General features: G+C 71.1%; 12 protein-coding genes. 6 read left to right on the plus strand and 6 right to left on the minus strand.

Annotation, left to right across the window (positions count from 1 at the left end):
• Positions 1 to 14 precede the first annotated feature (14 nt).
• Both OM076_RS22220 and OM076_RS22225 read left to right on the plus strand, forming a co-directional pair.
• Complete coding sequence (locus tag OM076_RS22220; protein ID WP_270042263.1) at positions 15 to 848, plus strand: SDR family oxidoreductase; 834 nt, start codon at positions 15 to 17, stop codon at positions 846 to 848.
• Positions 845 to 1,756 (plus strand): SDR family NAD(P)-dependent oxidoreductase, encoded by a 912-nt coding sequence (locus OM076_RS22225; protein ID WP_270042264.1) that lies wholly within the window; start codon positions 845 to 847, stop codon positions 1,754 to 1,756. The genes OM076_RS22220 and OM076_RS22225 overlap by 4 nt, the downstream gene beginning before the upstream one ends.
• On the opposite strand, the gene OM076_RS22230 is transcribed toward OM076_RS22225, so the two are convergent.
• Positions 1,681 to 3,894 (minus strand): hypothetical protein, encoded by a 2,214-nt coding sequence (locus OM076_RS22230; protein ID WP_270042265.1) that lies wholly within the window; start codon positions 3,892 to 3,894, stop codon positions 1,681 to 1,683. The two genes, OM076_RS22225 and OM076_RS22230, sit on opposite strands and share 76 nt — an antisense overlap.
• Positions 3,895 to 3,958: 64 nt before the next feature.
• Here OM076_RS22230 and OM076_RS22235 point away from each other — a divergent pair, with 64 nt between their 5' ends.
• Positions 3,959 to 4,831, plus strand: coding sequence for a glutathione S-transferase (locus OM076_RS22235; RefSeq protein WP_270042267.1), 873 nt, complete (start codon positions 3,959 to 3,961; stop codon positions 4,829 to 4,831).
• On the opposite strand, the gene OM076_RS22240 is transcribed toward OM076_RS22235, so the two are convergent.
• A complete protein-coding gene (locus OM076_RS22240) occupies positions 4,768 to 6,603 on the minus strand; it encodes a cyclic nucleotide-binding domain-containing protein (RefSeq protein ID WP_270042268.1) in 1,836 nt (611 codons plus the stop codon). The genes OM076_RS22235 and OM076_RS22240 overlap by 64 nt on opposite strands.
• A 16-nt stretch (positions 6,604 to 6,619) precedes the next feature.
• Positions 6,620 to 7,432 (minus strand): DsbA family protein, encoded by an 813-nt coding sequence (locus tag OM076_RS22245; RefSeq protein WP_270042269.1) that lies wholly within the window; start codon positions 7,430 to 7,432, stop codon positions 6,620 to 6,622.
• A gap of 69 nt (positions 7,433 to 7,501) precedes the next feature.
• Here OM076_RS22245 and OM076_RS22250 point away from each other — a divergent pair, with 69 nt between their 5' ends.
• Positions 7,502 to 8,206 carry a hypothetical protein gene (locus tag OM076_RS22250; protein ID WP_270042270.1) on the plus strand — a complete coding sequence of 235 codons (705 nt, stop codon included), beginning with the start codon at positions 7,502 to 7,504 and terminating at the stop codon, positions 8,204 to 8,206.
• On the opposite strand, the gene OM076_RS22255 is transcribed toward OM076_RS22250, so the two are convergent.
• Genes OM076_RS22255 through OM076_RS22265 form a run of 3 tightly spaced genes read right to left on the minus strand, consistent with a single transcriptional unit; the run spans position 8,199 to position 11,537 of the window.
• Entirely contained in the window at positions 8,199 to 9,278 is a 1,080-nt protein-coding gene (locus OM076_RS22255) for an acetate kinase (protein WP_270042271.1), read from the minus strand. The two genes, OM076_RS22250 and OM076_RS22255, sit on opposite strands and share 8 nt — an antisense overlap.
• A complete protein-coding gene (gene pta / locus OM076_RS22260) occupies positions 9,275 to 11,317 on the minus strand; it encodes a phosphate acetyltransferase (RefSeq protein WP_270042272.1) in 2,043 nt (680 codons plus the stop codon). Before pta ends, OM076_RS22255 begins: the two co-directional genes overlap by 4 nt.
• Before the next feature lie 13 nt (positions 11,318 to 11,330).
• The gene (locus tag OM076_RS22265; RefSeq protein WP_270042273.1) at positions 11,331 to 11,537 is read right to left on the minus strand and encodes an RNA-binding S4 domain-containing protein; all 207 of its coding nucleotides are present in this window, start codon (positions 11,535 to 11,537) and stop codon (positions 11,331 to 11,333) included.
• Between the two features lie 27 nt (positions 11,538 to 11,564).
• Here OM076_RS22265 and OM076_RS22270 point away from each other — a divergent pair, with 27 nt between their 5' ends.
• Positions 11,565 to 12,485, plus strand: coding sequence for a LysR substrate-binding domain-containing protein (locus OM076_RS22270; RefSeq protein WP_270042274.1), 921 nt, complete (start codon positions 11,565 to 11,567; stop codon positions 12,483 to 12,485).
• Between the two features lie 268 nt (positions 12,486 to 12,753).
• The gene (locus tag OM076_RS22275) at positions 12,754 to 14,694 is read left to right on the plus strand and encodes a M1 family metallopeptidase (protein WP_270042275.1); all 1,941 of its coding nucleotides are present in this window, start codon (positions 12,754 to 12,756) and stop codon (positions 14,692 to 14,694) included.
• The last annotated feature ends 6 nt before the right edge of the window (positions 14,695 to 14,700 follow it).

Raw genomic sequence — 14,700 nt, forward strand, 5'->3', positions numbered from 1 at the left:
AGGAGGCAAGCAACATGTCGAAAGTCTGGTTCATCACCGGGACTTCGAAGGGCTTCGGCCGGGTGTGGGCCGAAGCGGCGCTGGAGCGCGGCGATCGGGTGGTCGCGACGGCGCGCAACGCCGACACGCTGACCCCGCTCGTCGAGGCCTACGGCGACCTCGTGCTCCCGCTCGCGCTGGACGTCAACGACAAGGCCGCGATCGACGCGGCCGTCAAGCGGGCGCACGAGCATTTCGGCCGCCTCGACGTCGTCGTCAACAACGCCGGCTACGGCCTGTTCGGCGCGATCGAGGAGATCACCGAACAGCAGGCACGTGATCAGGTGGAGACCAACCTGTTCGGCCCGTTGTGGGTGACGCAGGCGGTGCTCCCGATCCTGCGCGAGCAGAAATCGGGTCACATCATCCAGGTCTCGACGATCGGCGGCGTGAACGCGTTCCCGATCCTTGGGCTCTACCACGCGTCCAAGTGGGGTCTCGAGGGCTTCACGCAGTCGCTCGCCGCCGAGGTCGCCGGGTTCGGGATCAAGGTGACGCTCGTCGAGCCCGCGGGCTACTCGACCGACTGGCGCGGTGCCTCGGGCGTCTTCGCCGACCAGATGCCGGAGTACGACGAGGTGCGCGACTACCGCGCCAAGCTGTTCAGCGGGCCGCTGGCGGAGCCCGGAGACCCGGAGGCCACCGGCCCCGCGATCCTCGAACTGGTCGACGCCGACGAGCCGCCGCTGCGCACGTTCTTCGGCACCGGCACGCTCGACATGATCCGCGCCGAGTACGAGAAGCGGCTCGCGGTCTGGGAGCAGTGGGATCACCTCGCCGTCGCCGCGCAGGGCGGGGTGAAGGCGTGACGACCTTCGGCTTCGAGTCCACCGCGCTGGAGGTCGTCGAGGGCATCGACCTGACCGGCAAGCGCGCGATCGTCACCGGCGGCGCGTCCGGGATCGGCGTCGAGACCGTCCGCGCGCTGGCCTCGGCGGGTGCCGAGGTCACGATCGCGGCGCGCGACGTGGCCGCGGCGGAACGGGTCGCGACCGACACCGGCGCGATCGGCGTCAGCTACCTCGACCTCTCGAACCTCGAGTCCGTCGACGCGTTCGCGCGTGGCTGGGACGGGCCGCTGCACATCCTCGTCAACAACGCGGGCGTGATGGCGATCCAGGAGCTGACGCTCAACGGCGACGGCCTGGAGATGCAGTTCGCGACCAACCACGTCGGCCACTTCGCGCTGGCGAGTGGCCTGCACGGCGCGCTGGCGGCCGAGGGCGCGCGGATCGTGTCGGTCAGCTCGAGCGGGCACCTGCGCTCGCCGGTGATCTTCGACGACCTGAACTTCGCGTTCCGCGACTACGAGCCGTTCCTGGCCTACGGGCAGTCCAAGACCGCGAACGTGCTGTTCTCGGTCGGGGCGACCGCTCGCTGGGGACGCGACGGAATCACCTCCAACGCGCTGATGCCGGGCGGGATCGCCACCGCGCTGCAGCGCCACATGGACCCGGGCTACATCGACCGGGCGCGCGAGTCGGGCTTCCGTCTGAAGTCGACCGAGCAGGGCGCGGCGACGTCGGTCCTGCTGGCGACAGCGCCTGCGCTCGAGGGCGTCGGCGGCCGCTACTACGAGGACTGCGCCGAGGCGCCGGTCGTCGAGCGGCGCGGCGAGATGGGCACCGGCGGCGTGGCGCCCTACGCGCTCGACGCCGACAACGCCGACCGGCTCTGGGCCCTGTCGGAACGGCTCCTCGGAGCGCACGTCCGATAGCGCCGTGACACGGTGAAGGTGCGGCCGTCGCGCAGCTTGACGGCCACCTTCACCGTGGTGCGCCCCTTCGGGAGGCGCACCGTGACGGCGCCGGTGAAGGTCTGCGGGCGCTTGGCGCCGACGGTCACGGTGGCCTTGGCCACCTTGACGCCAGTGGGACGGCGCAGCCGGAGGGTGAGCGTGCGGTGGCTGACGCAGCGGCTCGCCGAGGGCAGCGCGACGAGATCGGCGGCGGTGAGCTTCGCCGGTCCGGGCGTCGCGGTCGCCTGCGGCACGGCCGTCGCGCTCGGCGAGGGCGAAGCGGTCGGTTGCGGCGCGGCCGTCGCGGTGGCGGTCGGCGACGCGGTCGCGGTCGGCGTCGCGGTGGCGGTCGGCGACGCGGTCGCGGTGGCCGTCGGACTCGGCGTGGGCGTGGGTGTGGCGAAGCCGCACGCGCCCGCGGCGCACAGCGCGACCCCACCCGCCCCGTAGCCCAGCCCGAAACGCGCGGCGGCCGTGCCGGTCACGCCCGCCCACGTCCCCGCCAGCGTTCCCGCGGTGACGATCGGGAACTGGTCTCCCGGCGCTGGGACGTAGGCGCCGAGCAGGTCGAGGGTTCCGCCGAGGCTCGCCGCGCCCCCCACCGCGAGCACGTCGAACGTGCCCGCCGCGGCGCCTTCGATCTCCATGCGCAGCACGCCGCCCGCTCCCTGCGAGTACGCGCCCGCCACGCTCAGCGTCCCCGGCGACGCGCCCGGCTCGACGACGCCACCGTTGTTCGTCAACCCGCGAACGGTCCCGCGCCCCTTCAGCGTCCCGCCGTTCAAGACGACGTGCTTGTCGAGCACCGCGCCCGCGAGCACGTTCGTGAGCCCGGCGGACTGCGTGAGGACGCCGTAGGTGCCCGTCGGCACGTCACTGCCGAACCGGCCGGCCGACACCGTGATCGTGCCCGAGTTCTGCACCGATGCGGAGCCCAGGAACCCGCCCGCGCCCGTCTTGGCGATCGTCCCGCTGTTGGTCAGCAGGCCCGGCCCGGACAGGATGCCGCTCGTGATGTTGATGGTCCCCGCGTTCTCCCAGCTGCCCGCGGTCAGATCGACGGCGCCCTGGAGCCAACTCGTGGTCCCGGTCGTCCGCAGCAGGGCGCCGTCGGTCAGGTACGACGCATCGCCCGACTGGATCAGCAGCGGCCCGTCGAACACGGTCTTCCCGCCGCCGAGATGCGTGCCGAGCAGGAGCGAGTCTCCGGTCGCGCGCAGTTCGCCGGTGCCGAAGCGGCCGCCGTTCGCCAGCGCCGAGTGCAGCTCCAGCTTGCCCACGACCGCGTCCGTGTTGAGCTCGAAGCGTTCCGCGCTGAAGAGTCCGAGCACGCCTGGGGCGAACGCGGCCCCGGAGTCGACGCGCACGGTCCCGCCCCCGGAGACCAGCGACGACATCTCGAAGCGCCCGGCGCCGCTCACCGTCGAGTCCTTGTCGAGCACGAAGGTCGAGCCCGGGCCGGGGCGCAGTGAGAACGTCCCGGTCGCGGACGCCTCGAAGTCCCCGTCGCTGGCCAGGGAACCGGGGGACGGGATGATCTCGGTCAGCACGTCCGTGTGCAGCTTGCCCCGGTTCTGGAAGCGCGTGAGCACCTGCAGGTTCGTGAACGGCTCGACCGTCACGTCCGCGGCCGGGGTGATCGTCGTCGTCCCGGAACCCGTCGCGCCTTCCAGCACGGCGCCGGACCATTTCACGCCCGCGCCGGAGATCATCAGCGACGCGGAGCTGGTCGGCGACCCCAGGGTCAGGCCGCCCTGATAGTGCCCGGGACCGGTGATCGACACCGCACCGCCGTTGACCACCGATACCTGTTCGAACGAGGTCACATCGGCCGGCGACCCGGTCACGGTCAGCGGCACGCCGTCGATCGTGAGTCCTGACCCGCCGTAGACGGCGGCGACCGACGCCCCCGAGCCACTCAGCGTCACCTTGTGGCTGTCGTTCGTCTTGCCGAGATAGACGGTGTCGCCCGGCACCGGGAGACCGTTCATCCAGTTGCCCGCGACGTTCCAGTCGCCGGTGACGCCGTCCTTCCACACGCGCAGCGCGGCTTCGGCGGGAGCGGTCGACCAGAGGCCGAGCAAGAACACCGCTCCGACGATCGCCATCCGTCGCATTTGGCGAGTATCTCCCGACCCGTGGAGAGAAATCAACGGGTGGACTGATTCACTCCCACGAGCGATGCAAGTTCTCGACGGCGGGGCCGATCATCACGGACATGCCCTGCGTGATCAAGCTCATCATGGATCTGATCCTCGGCCCCGAGGAGCAGGTCGCCTACGTGTCGGTGACCACGCGCTAAGGCGCCTCGTCACGATCCCGATCAGCCACTACTGCGAGAAGGCGCGCTGGGCGCTCGAGCGCGCCGGCCTGACCTACCGCGAGGAACCGCACGTCCAAGGCGTGCACCAGTTCGCGTCCAGACGAGCGGGCGGGCACGGCACGCTGCCGGTTCTGATCACCGAGCACGGGACGTTCGCGGACTCCGAATGGATCGTCCGCTACGCCGATCTGCACCTCGAGCCGGAGCAGCGCCTGTTCACGGGCGATCCGGCGGTCGAGCAGCTCTGCCGCGAGCTCGACGCAGGCCTCGGCCCTGACGGGCGCCGCCTGATCTACGCCCACATGCTGCCGCGGCCGGAGCTGATGCTCGCCTACAACAACCAGGCCGTCCCGGCCTGGGAGGCGAAGGCGCTCACGAAGCTCTACCCGTTCGCGGTCCGCTGGGCGACGCGCGAGCTCGCCCTCAAGGATCTCGACGGCGACCGCAACCAGGTCCTGCAAGCGTTCGACGCGATCGCGCAACGCCGCTCCGACGGCCGAAAGCACCTCCTCGGCGGCCGCTTCACCGCCGCGGATCTCACCTTCGCCTGCCTCGCCGCCGCCGTGGTGCTCCCACCCGAGTACGGCGTCGCACTGCCGCAGCCGGAGGAGCTTCCCGACGCCGTGCGCGAGGACGTGGAGCGCTTCCGCGCCCACCCGGCGGGTGCCTACGCGCTCGAACTCTTTGCGAAGCGGCGCGAGAACGCCTTCGCGCAGCGCGCCGCGTCGTAGCGCTCGAGGAAGGATTCCTGGGTGCGCAGGCGCGTGACCATCGCGCCCTGCAGCGCCTCGAACAGCGCGGGCCGCGCGGCGAGCAGCGGCTCCAGCTGCTGGCGCCCCACCTCGTAGACGAGCGCGCCGTCGACCGCCCGGACCGTCGCGCTGCGCGGCTCGCCGGTGAGCAGCGACATCTCACCCACCACGGTGCCGTCGGGTCGCGTGCCGATCTGCACCTCGGAGCCGTCCTCACGTCGCAGCACGACCTCGACCGTCCCTTCGACGACGGCGAACAGCGAGTCACCCTCCTGGCCCTGCACGATGATCCGTTCCAGCGGCCCGAACAGCTGCGGCCGCGCCGTGCGGGCCAGCTGCGCGATCTCCTCCGCGGTGAGGATCGAGAACGGCGCCGTCTTGCCCAGCAGCTCGGCCAGGGCGGGGAGCGGGGGCGCGTACTCGGTGGGGAGTTCCGCACCCACCTCGAGGCGGGCGGAGTCGTAACCGTCGCGGCGCTGGAGCAGCGCCACCCGCGACGGCTGGTTGATGTGCGCCTCGAAGAGGCTCACCCCGCGCGGAACCGACTCGTCGCCGGTGTGGTCCATCAGGCCGCGCTCGCGCGCCCAGTCCGCGACGTGGTTCATCGAGTCGCGGTACTGGTTGCAGGCTGAGCCGAACAGCCCGTCCTGGTCGCCGATCAGCTTCGGCAGCGGGCCCGGCACGCGCAGCACCCGCCGCAGGCCGAGCTGCCCTTGCCGGTGCCAGAGCACGAACCGGCGTACCTCGGGCGGGAGATCTCCGAGCTCGGGGAACGCGTCCGGCGTCTGGCGCAGGACGGCGCGCTCGGCGTCGCGGAAGACGCGGTGCCAGGTCTCCTGCGCGTGGTCGACGTTGGGCCCGGCGAGCTCGATCGCGTGCTTGAGGTCCTCGTGGTGGACGTGCAGGAACTCGAGCGTCGCGCGGCGCTTGGCGAGCAGGTTCATGGCCGAGACCGGCCCGCTGCGAGGCAGCCCGCGGGTGACGATGTCGCGCAGCGCCCACACGCCCCGCCAGCCTTCGACGTTGACCCGCGCCCGGATCTCCGCGAACGCCGGCGACGTCTCGAACGCCGCACGTTCGCGCGGGTCGAGCAGATCGCCGAAGTCGTCCCGGACCGCCTCGACGATCCCCAGCGCGGTCAGGAACTCGAGGTAGAGCCCGACGCGCACCAGCCAGCCGGGGTCGGCGAGGTCGCGGCGCTTGTGGACGATGTCGCCGACGAGCGCGCGCGTGTAGAGCTCGGCCTTGTGGGCGCCGATCAGCAGGACCGGGAACCACGGGTGATAGGCGTGCGAGAGCCCCGGCGCCTGCCGCGCCGTGTCCGGCTTGATCAGCCGCTCGACGATCCGCTCGTAGAGCGAGCCCATCTGGGCCACGTCGTAGACCGCGAGCCGCCCCTCGTCCGCCGCGACCGTCTCGCCGTCGCGGGTCAGCCGCACCTCGAGCGCCAGTTGCTGCGAGAACAGCGTCTCGAACGCGTACGTGCCCGGGAGGTCACGCAGCACGACCACGTACGTCCGGTCCTCCTCCAGCGAGACCTCGCGCAGGGTCCCGTCCTCGGCGAAGACGGTGGGCGCGACCACGCTCTCGCCGACGACGAGCTCACAGCCGCCACCGCCGCGGATGGCGAGCAGCAGGTAGTACTCGCCCTCCAGGAACGCGACCGCGTCGCTGGAGCCCAGGCCGGGGTGGCGCGCCTCGTCGGTCGGGCGACGGCCGGGGGAGAACGGAATGATCTCGACCGTCGTCAAGACGGCCGACGCTACATCACCGCGCGGTCCAGTAGAAGTCCGCGCCGGCCGGGATCGGCGTCGCCACGCGGGTCAGCGCGGCGCGGGTCTTGGCCGGGTCGGTCTGCATGATCGCGATGATCTCGACAGTCGCGAGCGGCTCGGTGGTCCAGCTCAGCACCTGCTCGACGGACTCCGGCTTGGCGCGGCGGGTCAGGCCGAAGTTGGCCATCGCGGCCTCGTAGACCTCGATGGGATTGAAGCCGGGGATCGAGAACGTGCGGCCGTCCGAGGCGCTCAGCTCGTAGCTCGGCGCCGTGTAGCGCCGCTCGTGGGCGGGACCGCCGAGCTTGTGGTCCAGGCGGCGGGCGGCGGGGGAGGGAGAGCGGGCGGCCTCGATGTCCGCGCGCAGGGCGTCCTCCACCGCCGGCATCCGGCTCCAGCGCTCCAGGTCGCCCGGGTCCAGACCGACGTCAGTGGCCGCGGCGGCGAGCAGCGCCGGGTCGTCGAGCAGGCCGCCGAGCATCGCCCGCACGCGCAGGCGGCGCAGCAGCGCCGCCTCGGCGCCGGGCACGTTGAGGCGGGCGGCGACGATCGCGCGGCACGCCGGCTCCGACGAGAACGTGCGCGCGTAGGGGTGCGGGTCGATCGGCATCCCGTACTTGCGCTGCAGGCCGGGCGCGCCCTCGGCGAGCTTGGCGTCCTCGCCCGGCTCGAGCGTCAGCACGATCATGTTCAGCCGCCAGCGGAGCTGGTCGCCGTAGTACCAGCGCAGGCGCTGGCGGTTCGGCTCGCCGGAGAAGGCGAAGGGGCAGGCGGGATCGGTGAAGAGCGTGATGTCGACGGCCACGCGCAGCCAGGCTACTTCACCCGCAGCGTCACCAGCTTCGTCTGCGTCCGGATCCCTAGTCTGCCGCGGATGTCAGTCCTTGACCTCGTGGAACGGATCGCCCGCGACGAGCTCGCCGAGCTCCTCGGCGACGTCACACAACCGCCGGCCGAGGAACCCGTGCTCGTCCGCGGTACTGAGGAGCAGCTCGCCGCGCAACTGGCCGCCGAGCACCACGGCGAGTGCTGGGACACGTTCGCCGCCGGCGCCGTCTCGGAGGCGTTCACCGGCCGCGCGCTGGACCTCTATCACGCCTCGACCCCCTGGCTGCGGGACGACAACGACGCGGCCGAGGGTGCTGCCGAGCTGCTGCGCCAGATCGGCGACGGCTACGCGATGCTCTCCTATCCCGTCGACACCTCGCCGCTGCCCCTTCCGCTGAAGGTGTTCGCCGAGGTCGTGATGCGCGCGCTCGGCATCGACGCGTGGGCGGCCGCTCTCGGCCACCCGCTCGAGCTCGACGTCGCCGAGGCCGACTACCAGCTCGAGCACCACCAGGACCCGGACACCGACGACCGCGACCCGGACGCGGATCTTGCCGGCGCGGTGGACACGGCCACGCGCCGGTTCGAGCTCCTCGAAGTCCTCTGTGACTCCCCGACCGGCCGGACCGCGCTGCAGAGCGACGGCTTCCGGCGGTTTGCCGTCGAGCAGCTCGTGGCCGGTCACGCGTGGGCCTTCTGGGTGCGGCTAGGCCCGCGTCGTGATCGGAAAGTAAGCCACAGGCTTACCTAGCGATCACGGCGGCGGCCTGCGTCGCCATCTCGAGCTCCTCGTTGGTGGGGATGACGAGGACGGCGACCGGCGATCGATCGGGGGAGATGACGGTCTCGCCCGCCTCGTTGCGCGCCGCGTCGATCTCGATCCCGAGCCGCTGGAGCCCCGCCAGAGACCGTGCGCGCACGACCGGGTCGTTCTCGCCCACGCCCGCGGTGAAGGCGATCGCGTCGGCGCCGCCGAGCGCCGCGAGGTACGCGCCGACGTACTTGCGGATGCGGTAGCAGTAGACGTCCAACGCCAGCTCCGCCGCCCGATCGCCCGCTTGGACGCGCCGCTGGACCTCGCGCATGTCGTTGTCGCCGGCCAAGGCCAGCAACCCCGATCGCGAGTTCAGGACCGCGTCGATCTCGTCCGTCGACAGGTTGTGGGTGCGGCGCAGGTGCAGCACCAGGGCCGGGTCGACGTCTCCGGAGCGGGTCCCCATGACCAGGCCTTCGAGCGGCGTCAGCCCCATCGAGGTGTCGATCGAGCGCCCGCCGGCCACCGCGGACGCAGAAGCGCCGTTGCCGAGGTGCAACACGATCACGTTCACGTCGGCGACCGGCCGGCCGAGCACCCGCGCGGCCTCGCGGGAGACGTAGGCGTGCGAGGTGCCGTGGAAGCCGTAACGGCGCACGTTCCACGCCCGCGGGACCGCGTACGTGTAGGCGCGCGGAGGCAGAGTCGTGTGGAAGGCGGTGTCGAAGATCGCGACGTGCGGCACGCCCGGCAGCGCTTTGAGGGCGATCTCGATGCCGTCCGCATTGGCCGGGTTGTGCAGCGGGGCGAGGACCGAGAGGTCCCGGATCGCGGCCACGACCGCGTCGTTGATCAGCACGGGGGCGGAGAAGCGCTCGCCGCCGTGGACGACGCGGTGCGCGACCGCGACGACGTCGTCCAGTGGCGCCACCGACAACACATCCGCCAGCGCGGCGGCGTGGTCGACCACCTTCTGCACCGTGCCCGAGCCCAAAGTCGAGCCGGAGGCCACGTCGATCACCGACCACTTCAGCGACGACGAGCCGCAGTTGACGACGAAGACGCTCACGAGCTGGCCTGGATGGCCGTGATCGCGACGGTGTTGACGATGTCGTGGACGGTCGCGCCGCGCGAGAGGTCGTTGACCGGCTTGTTCAGGCCCTGCAGGACGGGCCCGATGGCGATCGCGTTCGCGGAGCGCTGCACGGCCTTGTAGGTGTTGTTGCCGGTGTTGAGGTCCGGGAAGATGAAGACCGTGGCGCGGCCCGCGACGTCTGAGTCGGGCAGCTTGGTGCGCGCGACGCCGGCGTCGACCGCGGCGTCGTACTGGATCGGCCCCTCGACGGACAGCCCAGGTGCCCGGGAACGCACCAGTTCGGTGGCTTCCCGCACGGCCTCGACCTCGGCCCCGGCACCCGAAGCGCCGGTCGAGTACGACAGCATCGCCACCCGCGGCTCGATCCCGAATTGAGACGCCGTGGCGGCGGAGGAGATCGCGATGTCGGCCAGTTGCTCGGCGTTCGGGTTCGGGTTGACCGCGCAGTCGCCGTAGACCAGCACGCGGTCGGCCAGGCACATCAGGAAGACGCTCGACACGATCGAGACGCCCGGCCGCGTCTTGACCAGCTCGAACGACGGCCGGATCGTCTCCGCGGTCGTGTGCGTCGCCCCGCTCACCATCCCGTCGACCATCCCCAGCGCGACCATCATCGTGCCAAAGTACGAGACGTCTGAGACCACGTCACGGGCCTGGTCGACGGTCACGCCCTTGTGGGCGCGCCGCGCCGCGTACTCGGCCGCGAAGCGCTCGAGCAACTCCGGCTCCGACGGATCGACGATGTGGGCGCCGTAGAGGTCCAGGCCCAGCCGCGACGCCGCGCCCCGCACCTCCGCCGCCGGTCCGAGCAGCGTCAGCTCGACCACCCGCCGGCGCAGGAGGATGTCCGCCGCCCGCAACACGCGCTCGTCCACGCCCTCGGGCAGGACGATGTGCCGGCCGGCCGCCCGCGCGCGATCCAGCAGCGTGTACTCGAACATCAGCGGTGTCACCACGGCCGAGCGCGTGACGTCGATCCGGTCGAGCAGATCGTCGCCGTCGACGTGGGTCTCGAAGAGCGCCAGCGCCTTGGTGATCTTGCGCGGCGCGTCGCGGGTGATCGCGCCCTCGCGCGCGCTGGCCAGCGACACGGTCTCGTACGTGTCGTGCTCGGTCAGCACGACCGGCACGATCCCGCCGAAGCTCCCCAGCGCGCCGAGGATCAGCTCGGGCGGGCGCAGGCCGCCGGTCAACACCACGCCCGCGGGGGAGGGCAGCGACGTCGACGCGTGGGCGAACATCGCCGCCAGCAGCACCTCGGCGCGATCGCCGGGCGTGATCAGCACCGCGCCGTCGGTGATGCGATCCATCAGGTTCGGAAGCGTCATCGCCGCGACCATGAGGTGCAGCGCCTCGCGGCCGAGCAGCTCGGCGTCGCCCGCGATCACCGTGCCGTGACACGCCGCCGCGACCTGGCCAACGGTCGGCGCCATCAACAGGTCGACCTCCGGGAGCGCGTAGATCGGCATCGCGTCGGCGGAGGAGGCCACGGCGTCGAGCTCGAACCCGCGCACGCGGTTGGCGACCACACCCACGACGTCGGGTCCCCAGCGCCGCCAGGTCGTGAGCGACACGTCGATGGCGGTGGCGATCTCCGCCGGCGTGCGCCCGTGCCCGCTGACCACCAGCAGCGCGGGCAGACCGAGGTTCAACGCCACGCGCGCGTTGAACGCCAGCTCGCTCGCGGTCCCCGCGAAGTCCGTCCCTACGACGAGCACGCCGTCGCACTGCGCGGCCAGCGCCCGGTAGCGCGCGACGATCTCCTCCAGCGCCCGGGCCTCATCGGCCCGGACCTCTTCATAGCCGACGCCGCACGATGCCTCGTAGGGCAGGAAGGACGCACCCAAAGGGCGCAGCAGGTCGATCAGCGGGTCATGCTCGGGAGCCGCGATGACCGGCCGGAAGATGCCGAGCCGCTCGACGCGGCGGGTCAGGAGCTGCTGGACGCCGAGCGCGACCGCGGACTTTCCCGTCGCGGGCTCGCAGCCCGAGACGTAGACGCCGGGGGTCATGCCCGGCAGCGTTTCAGGTCAGGCGAACCGACGCTTCGCCGAGCGTCACGACGTCGCCCGGATGCAGCTGGCGCCCGCGGCGGGTCTCGACCTCGCCGTTGACCGTGACCTGCTCGTCGGCCAGCAGCATCTTCGCCTCGCCGCCGGTGTCGACCAGCCCAGCGGCCTTGAGCAGCTGGCCCAGCCGGATCATGCCGTCGCGTGCGTGGAACTCGTCCATACCGCACACCATCATGAACGAACCCGTATGGAGCTCCGCCATCTCCGCTATTTCATCGCCGTCGCCGAGGAGCTGCACTTCCGCCGCGCGGCCGAGCGGCTGCACATGTCCCAGCCGCCGCTGAGCCAGCAGATCCGCCAGCTCGAGGAGGAGGTCGGCGCGCAGCTGCTCAGCCGCAACCAGCGCAAGGTCGAGCTGACCGCGGCGGGTGCGGCGTTCCTCGTGCGCGCGCGCGAGATCCTCGACGCGGTCGAGGACGCCGCGCGCCAGGCGCGGCGGGTGCAGCGCGGCGAGGTCGGGCGGCTCGCGGTCGGCTTCGTCGGCTCCGCGATGTACAGCTTCGTGCCCGAGCTGCTGCGGGCGTTCCGCGAGCAGGCGCCGGACATCGGGTTGCGCCTGCACGAGATGGGCACGACCGAGCAGCTGCGCCAGCTCGACGACGGCCGGCTCGACGTCGGCTTCCTGCGCACCCCGGGGCGCTGGCCCGGCCTGAGCTTCGAGACCGTGCTCGAGGAGGAGATCGTCGTCGCGATGCCGGACGTCCACCCGCTCTCCCAGCACCCGCTGGTGCACGCCGCGGACCTGGTCGGCGAGTCGCTCGTCCTGCTCACCCCCGCCGGCTCACCGGGGCTGCGGGCCGCGCTGGCGACCTCGATCGCCCAACTCGGCGGTGAGGAGCAGATCGTCCAGGAAGTAGCGGAGATGCAGACCGTGATCGGCCTCGTGGCCGCGGGCGTCGGGATCTCGCTGGTGCCGGAGTCGGTCCGGGCGCTGGTGCGCCACGGAGTCACCTACCGGCCGCTGGACGGCAACGCGCCCGTGGTGCGGCTGGCGATGGCCTGGCGGGCGACCGACGAGTCGCCGGTGCTCGCGGCCTTCCTGGAGAAGGCACGCGCGGCGGCCCCCGCCGAAGGAGAGAGAGGTCGGCGAGGGCCAGCGCGTAAATGACGTCGCCTCGACCCCGGGGAGGAGAGATATGTACCGGAGCCGCTGCGAGGTGGGGAGCCACCAAGTCGTCGAGAGAGAATGTACGACGCCACGGGTGATTGGTCCAATATCGAGATAGCGGCCCGGTGATAGCTAGCAAGTCTCACATGTTTAGACTTCTCATCAGGGACCAATCTTGTTGTGCTTCTCAGCGCACGGTAGGTTCGCTCTCAGAAAGGTGCGCCGGTACGGATCGCCTGCGCGCCGACTGAGAAGAGGGGTCGTTTACATGCGAGGTCGTTCCTGGGCCGCGATCGGGGGCATTTTCCTCAGCCTGGCGCTGAGTGCCACCGCGAGCGCGCAGACGTACACGCCCGGAGGGCGCACGTTGGGGGACCGTCTTCCCGAGTTGGCCAACGTCGGCAACACGGGCTACGACGTCCAGAACTACGACTTGACGCTGAACTACGACCCGGTTGCGAACGTCTTCAACACCGGGACGAAGGCCGACATCACGCTGCGCGCGACGCAGAACCTGTCGCAGTTCTCGCTCGATTTCCGCGGCCTGAACGTCGACTCCATCACCATCGACGGCGTCGCGGCGACGTTCACGCGCGAGAACGACGATGCGGCGTACAAGAACAAGCTGATCGTCACGCCGGCGGCCGGCATCCTCAACAACCGCGTCTTCCACGTCGTCGTCAACTACTCGGGCACGCCGACCGCGATGGAGGACCCGGACGAGTCGTTCGAGGGCTGGATCCGTACGACGGACGGCTCGTTCGTCGTCAACGAGCCGATCGGCGCCATGACCTGGTTCCCGAACAACAACCACCCCGCCGACAAGGCGACCTACGACTTCCACATCACCGTCCCGAGCACGCACACCGCGCTCGGCAACGGCGAGCTCGTGGGCTCCAACCCGCCCGCGCTGAACGCCGACGGCCTGACGCGCACGTGGAACTGGCACGACGGCTACCCGACGGCCACCTACCTGACGACGGCGACGGTCGGCGTCTTCGACTTCACGATCGGCGAGGGCGCGACGGCCAAGGGCGCAGGCGGCAACGCGCTCGGGCTCTACAACGCCTGGGAGAGCACCTTCACGACCGCGCAGAAGACGTCGCTGAACACCGCCGCGGCGCGTGAGGACCAGATCGTCGCCTTCGAGGCCGACTACAACGGCGTCGCCTACCCGTTCGACTCGATCGGCGCCGTGGCCGACCGCCTGCCGTCCTCGCTCGGCTACGTGCTCGAGGTCCAGACCAAGATCCACTTCCCGTCCGCGAGCATCAGCCTCAACACGCTCTCGCACGAGATCGCGCATCAGTGGTACGGCAACAGCGTCTCGCTGAAGCAGTGGACGGACATCTGGCTCAACGAGGGCTTCGCCACTTGGTTCGCGTGGAACTGGGGCAACAAGTTCAACGGCGGCGCGACCCTCGAGTCGCAGTTCACCACGAACTACAACCGCGCCTCCAACAACTGGACGACGCCGCCGGCCAACCTGCCGAGCGCCTCGGTCCTGTTCTCGAACTTCCCGGTCTACACGCGTCCCGCGACGATGATCGAGGGCCTGCGCCAGATCATGGGCGAGCCGGCGTTCCGCGAGCTGCTGAAGGCGTGGCAGACGACCTACCGCCACGGCAACGCCGACACCGCCGCGTTCATCGCGCTGGCGAAGTCGACCGCCGCCACGAAGGGCGGGTTCGTCCAGGCCAACGTCGACAAGCTCGACACGTACTTCCAGCAGTGGCTGTTCGGGACGGTCAAGCCGGCGCTGAACCCGACGACGTTCTTCCAGAGCACGTCGACCACCGGCCCGGTCGGCGGCGCGGTGCCGGCGACGCTCTCGCTCGCGCTGGGCGCGCCGGTCAGCTTCGGCGGCTTCGCGCCCGGCGTCGCCAAGACCTACTCGGCCTCGACGACCGCCACGGTGATCTCCACCGCGGGTGACGCGGCGCTGTCGGTCGTGGACCCGAGCAGCAACGCTCCGGGCCGCCTGGTCAACGGCGCGTTCTCCCTGGCCTCGCCGCTGCAGGCCAAGGCCAACGCCGGCACGCCGGCCGCGGTCAGCGGCACGCCGCTGACGCTGCTCACCTACGCGGGCCCGGTCTCCAACGACCTCGTCACCATCGGCTTCGATCAGTCGATCGCCGCCAACGAGGCGCTGCGCACCGGCGCCTACAACAAGACGCTCACGTACACGCTGAGCACCACCACGCCATAGCTAAGG

The organism is Solirubrobacter ginsenosidimutans, assembly GCF_027587205.1.